The organism is Craterilacuibacter sp., from assembly GCF_051659485.1.
GTDB lineage: Bacteria > Pseudomonadota > Gammaproteobacteria > Burkholderiales > Chromobacteriaceae > Craterilacuibacter.
Genome location: NZ_JBOFOO010000319.1, coordinates 1 through 5,465, shown reverse-complemented (window position 1 = coordinate 5,465; position 5,465 = coordinate 1). Strand labels below are relative to the sequence as shown.

Annotated in this window: 8 protein-coding genes and 1 pseudogene; all 9 read left to right on the top strand. The window is 60.6% G+C overall.

The features are described 5' to 3' along the window. Positions 1-396, top strand: a pseudogene (locus ACRC1E_RS11070) (glutamine-hydrolyzing GMP synthase); the annotation flags it as partial. A 196-nt stretch (positions 397-592) separates the two neighbouring features. Continuing rightward, a complete protein-coding gene (locus tag ACRC1E_RS11065) occupies positions 593-907 on the top strand; it encodes a DUF883 family protein (RefSeq protein WP_438515154.1) in 315 nt (104 codons plus the stop codon). A 3-nt stretch (positions 908-910) separates the two neighbouring features. After that, the gene (locus tag ACRC1E_RS11060) at positions 911-1,297 is read left to right on the top strand and encodes a phage holin family protein (RefSeq protein ID WP_438515153.1); all 387 of its coding nucleotides are present in this window, start codon (positions 911-913) and stop codon (positions 1,295-1,297) included. Continuing rightward, complete coding sequence (locus ACRC1E_RS11055; protein WP_438515152.1) at positions 1,294-1,572, top strand: hypothetical protein; 279 nt, start codon at positions 1,294-1,296, stop codon at positions 1,570-1,572. The genes ACRC1E_RS11060 and ACRC1E_RS11055 overlap by 4 nt, the downstream gene beginning before the upstream one ends. A 75-nt stretch (positions 1,573-1,647) precedes the next feature. Next, positions 1,648-2,382: a tRNA adenosine(34) deaminase TadA gene (tadA, locus tag ACRC1E_RS11050; protein WP_438515151.1), complete on the top strand. Its 735-nt coding sequence runs from the start codon at positions 1,648-1,650 to the stop codon at positions 2,380-2,382. Next, positions 2,379-3,017, top strand: a complete 639-nt coding sequence (locus ACRC1E_RS11045; RefSeq protein WP_438515149.1) for a L,D-transpeptidase family protein — start codon at positions 2,379-2,381, stop codon at positions 3,015-3,017. Before tadA ends, ACRC1E_RS11045 begins: the two co-directional genes overlap by 4 nt. Beyond that, entirely contained in the window at positions 3,014-3,415 is a 402-nt protein-coding gene (locus ACRC1E_RS11040; RefSeq protein ID WP_438515148.1) for a DUF2721 domain-containing protein, read from the top strand. The genes ACRC1E_RS11045 and ACRC1E_RS11040 overlap by 4 nt, the downstream gene beginning before the upstream one ends. A 139-nt stretch (positions 3,416-3,554) precedes the next feature. Next, on the top strand, positions 3,555-4,985 hold the full coding sequence (locus ACRC1E_RS11035; RefSeq protein WP_438515147.1) for a circularly permuted type 2 ATP-grasp protein: 1,431 nt from the start codon (positions 3,555-3,557) through the stop codon (positions 4,983-4,985). Between the two features lie 3 nt (positions 4,986-4,988). Further along, positions 4,989-5,465 (top strand): alpha-E domain-containing protein (locus ACRC1E_RS11030; RefSeq protein ID WP_438515146.1); only part of this gene is annotated, 477 nt, incomplete at its 3' end.

Below are 5,465 nucleotides of genomic sequence, written 5' to 3'. Positions count from 1 at the left end.
CCGTTCCCGGGCCCGGGTCTGGGCGTGCGCATCCTCGGCGAAGTGAAGATGGAGTTCGCCGACCTGTTGCGCCGTGCCGACGCGATCTTTATCGAAGAGCTGCGCGCGACCGTGGACGAAGAAACCGGCAAAAACTGGTACGAGCTGACCAGCCAGGCCTTCGCTGTATTCCTGCCGGTGAAATCGGTGGGCGTGATGGGCGACGGCCGTACCTACGACTACGTCGTCGCCTTGCGCGCTGTAGTCACCAGCGACTTCATGACCGCACACTGGGCCGAGCTGCCATACAGCCTGCTGGGCCGCGTCTCCAACCGCATCATCAACGAAGTACGCGGCATCAACCGCGTCTGCTACGATGTCTCCGGCAAACCGCCGGCAACGATCGAGTGGGAATGAGTCACTAAGATGCCTGCCGACAGCCCCGCTTTGCGGGGCTTTTTGCTGTTCTTTTTTGCCCCGGATCAAGAAAAGCCAATTTTTCCCAGCCAAAGCAGATCAAAGGCATTAACATGGTAGCTCATGCTTGCAAACGCCATGTTTGCCGGTTACTGTTTTGGCTGGTTTTGCCCCGTTCACTGCACAGGAGATAGTCATGGCTGACAACGCAATCAACACCGACAAAGAACAATTGCTGGATGAAGTGCGCAGCGTGCTCAACAACACCGAAGAACTGCTGGCTTCTGCCGGTGACAACGGCAATGAAAAGGCGCGCGAACTGCATCTCAAGCTGCAAAACAATCTGAAGCTGGCCAAGGACAGGCTGCTGGACGCCGAAAAAGCAGCATTGGCACGCGCCAAAGAAGCGGCCAAGGTGACCGACCAGTATGTGCATACCCACCCATGGAAAGCTATCGGCCTCGCTGCTGCAGTTGCCTTCTTGCTGGGCCTGCTGGTTTCGCGCCGCTAAGGCATGGCAAGCCCCCGAACGGCACGCCCGGGCAGCCTGCGCTCCATGCTGGAAGCGCTGGCTGCGCTGTTTTTCACCCGCGCCGAACTGATGCGCATCGAGGCCGACGAGCAGCAGGAGCGACTGGTCGCCAATATCATGCTGCTGGCCGGTGCGCTGATCCTGTTCTTTGCCGCCCTGATCAGCTTGCTCTTGTTCGTGATGCTGGTTCTACCGCCATCGGCCCGGGTCTTGGCGGCAGGCTTGTTTACGCTGGGATTTTTCCTGACTGCGTTTAGCCTGCTGCTGCTACTGAAACGGCGTATGGCCCATGCACCCAAGGCTTTTGCCCTGACGCTGGCCGAGGTCAAGAAAGATTGGCATGCGGTGTCGGGCAAGGAGCATTCATGAACCGGCATGATCGCGAACTGAAAAAACAGTTGCTGCTGATCAAGGGCGAGGCCTTGCGTACCCGGCTCGAACTGGAAACCTCGCAGTGGAAAAACCCGCTGCAACTGGCCAGCAGCAGCATTTCGACCCTCATGGGTAGCTCGCGCGGCCTCAAGGCCGGTGTGGCACTGATGGCGCTGATCTTTCCCAAGCTTGTGCAGAAAAATCTGTTCAAACGGCTATTGGGGCTATCCGTTGCCGCACTCGCCATCCGGCGCTGGCTATCACGGCGCTAAATAGATGGCTTTCATAGCCATCCTGCCAAGGCCGCCCTATATAATGGTGGCCTTGCTTTTGACCTGCTCCCGCGCGTGACGACCCCGTTAAACACCCCGCCCCTGTCCCCGGCCACCATTCGCCATCTGGCTGCGTTAGGCATTGCCTGCCGCGAAGAACTGGCACGCACAGGTTCTGTGACGGCATTTTTACAGCTCAAGGCAGAGGGGCATGATGCAGGTAAACGCCTGCTCCATGCGCTGGAAGCCGCCATACGCGGCGTGCACTGGAGTGCGTTAAGTACGGCAGACCACACGGCACTGGCACAGGCGCTGGCAGAGCATGCACCGGTGCAACCCATGCCGCCGGCGCCCCAGATGAGCCGCTACATGGGGCTGGCGATGGAACTGGCGGCCCAAGCGGCCTTGCAAGGAGAGGTGCCGGTTGGCGCTATCGTGGTCAGGGATGGCGCGGTCATCGGCCGCGGCAGCAACCGGCCGATTGCCAGCACCGATCCATCGGCCCATGCCGAAATTCTGGCGCTACGCGAGGCCGCAGCCCATATGGACAACTACCGGCTGGATGGCTGTGATCTGTATGTCACGCTGGAGCCTTGCGCCATGTGTGCCGGCGCCATTATGCAGGCCCGGATTGCACGGCTGGTGTATGGCGCAGCCGAGGCCAAGACCGGCGCCGCCGGCAGTATCACCAACCTGTTCGCCATCAAGGCACTCAATGCCCATACCGCTGTTTTTTCAGGCATAGAGGCCGAGCGCTGCGCGCATCAGCTATCCGGCTTTTTTGCACAACTACGCCAAAGCCGCAAATGAAACGATGCCATCGCACACTCTGGCTGCTGGGCTTGAGCCTGCTTGGCGCCTGTGCCAGCCAAGCGCCCATGCCAAGCGCGCAAAAACAGGAAGTCCATCTGACGCCGGCAAGCACCTTGCGCCCCAACCCCAGGACAGCGAACCAGCCCTGGATAAGGGTCGACAGCCGGAATCAGCGACTAACGCTATTTGATGCGACTGGCCGTGTAGAGCAGGACTATCTGGTTTCAACCGCCAAAAACGGTTTGGGTGAAAAGGTGGGCAGCCTGCAAACACCGCGCGGCTGGCATCGGGTATGCGAAAAAATAGGCGAGCAAGCTGCCGAAAACACCATTATTTACCGCCGCAACGTCACACCATGGCAGTACACGCCGGCACTACACGCCGAATACCCGAATAAAGACTGGATACTGACCCGCATCCTGTGGCTATGCGGCATGGAGCCGGGGCGTAATCAGGGGGGGGATGTGGATAGCTATGACCGTGCGATCTATATCCATGGCGCAGGCCAGCATGTGGTGTGGGGCACGCCGACTTCACGCGGTTGCGTGCGCATGAAAAGCCCCGACGTAATCGACCTGTTCCGGCGCGTAGCACTGGGAACCGATGTACTGATAGAGGAAGACCCCGAATGATACTAGACCTGACCACCCCCGGCCTGTTGTTTCCGGCCATTTCCTTATTGCTCTTGGCCTATACCAACCGCTTTCTGGGCCTGGCAGCCACCATACGCAATCTGTACAACGATTACCGCCGCGCGCCGGACCCCAAGATTTTGCTGCAGATTTCCAGCCTCAAGTGTCGGGTACGCCTGATCCAGCAAATGCAGTTTCTGGGGGTGGGCAGCCTGTTTCTATGCGTGATTGCCATGCTCAAGATTTATCTGGGCTGGGAAGCCGCCGCCCATTACAGCTTTGGTGCCAGCCTGGCGCTGATGCTGGCCTCGCTCGGCCTCTCGCTACGCGAGCTGAATCTGTCGTCCGATGCGCTGAACATCCTGCTGTCCGACATCGAGGATACCCGCCACCACTGACGTGCCGCCCCGGCGTGGTGCAGATCGCCTGCCGCGCACCATGATCGTTACCCCCAGCCCACTCTAACGCTCTTTATTGCCTCAATAACTGGCATGGCGCTTGCTCAGTACCCGGTAGACACCCAACCGGGAGCACACCATGCACGCGCTGACCCTACCCGACTTCGGGCATCACGATGAAATGCTGCTGTCCAGTGGCGCCATCCGCCCCCACTATCAGGCTTTCTCCAGCTGGCTGCAGGCGCAGCCTCCCGATACGCTGTCGCGCAAACGCCATGAAGCCAACCAGCTGTTTCACCGCGTCGGCATCACCTTTGCGGTCTACGGCGACGACTCCGGTGCCGAGCGCCTGATTCCGTTCGATACCATCCCGCGAGTGATTCCGGGCGCAGAGTGGCGCCAGCTGGAGGCCGGACTGGCACAGCGGGTGCGTGCACTCAATGCCTTTCTCGATGACATCTACCACGATCACCAGATCATCAAGGCCGGCCGCATACCGGCTGAGCAGGTGTTCGCCAACACGCAATATCAGCCGCTGATGCAGGGCATCACGCTGCCGGACGGGATCTGGGCACATATCACCGGCGTCGACCTGATCCGCCACGCCGACGGCAACTACTATGTGCTGGAAGACAACCTCAGGGTACCGTCCGGCGTGTCGTATATGCTGGAAAACCGCAAAATGATGATGCGGCTGTTTCCCGAGCTATTCGCACAGCACGCCATCGCGCCGGTCGACCACTACCCGACGCTGTTGCTGGCGACCCTGCGTCACGCCAGCCACCATGAAAATCCGACCGTGGTGGTGCTCACTCCCGGCCAGCACAATAGCGCCTACTTCGAGCATGCTTTCCTTGCCCAGCAGATGGGCATCGAGCTGGTCGAAGGACGCGATCTGTTCGTGCGCGACGACCACGTCTATATGCGCACCACCGCCGGACACAAGCGTATCGATGTGATCTACCGCCGCATCGACGATGCCTTCCTCGACCCGCTGGCCTTCCGCCCGGACTCGATACTGGGCGTCCCCGGCCTGATGCACGCCTACCGCCAGGGTAATGTCGTGCTGACCAATGCCATCGGCACCGGTGTGGCCGACGACAAGTCCATTTACCCCTATGTACCGGAGATGATCCGCTTCTATCTGGGCGAAGACCCTATCCTGCACAATGTCGAGACCTTCCAGTGCCGCAATGCGAGCGAGCTTGACCATGTACTGGCCAATCTGGACAAGCTGGTGGTCAAGGAGGTTCACGGGGCCGGCGGTTACGGCATGCTGGTCGGGCCGGCAGCAAGTCGCGCCGAAATCGAAGACTTCCGTGCGCGCCTGCGGGCCAACCCCGCCAACTATATCGCGCAGCCTACGCTGTGCCTGTCGTCATGCCCGACCTTTGTCGAGTCCGGCATCGCGCCACGGCATATCGATTTGCGTCCCTTTGTGCTGTCCAGCGGGCGCGAGACCACGATGGTCGCCGGCGGACTGACCCGGGTCGCGCTCAAGGAAGGCTCGCTGGTGGTGAATTCGTCGCAAGGCGGCGGCACCAAGGACACCTGGGTACTGGAGGACTGAATCATGATGCTATCGCGTACTGCCGACCAACTGTTCTGGATGGCACGCCAGATGGAACGTGCCGAAAATCTGGCCCGTCTACTCGACGTCAGCCTAGCGGTTTCGCTGCTGCCTGCCTCGCGTGCCGGCACCGATATCTCCGCGCCGCTGGCGCTGACCGGCACGCTGGAAGCCTACCGCGCCCGCCATGGCGAGATCTCGCCCTCGGGTGTACTGGCGTTTATGAGCTACGATGCCGGCAACCCCTCCTCCATCCTGTCGTGCTTCAAGAGCGCCCGCGACAACGCGCACGCGGTGCGCGGCAAGATCACTGCCGAAATGTGGATGTCGATCAACAGCACCTGGCTTGAGGCACGCGAACTCTCTGCCGCCGACGGCAATTTCCAGACCTTCTTCGACTGGGTCAAGGAGCGCTCCCACCTGTTCCGCGGCGCGACCCACGGCACCTGCCAGCGTACCGATGCCTTTTCCTTTATCCGG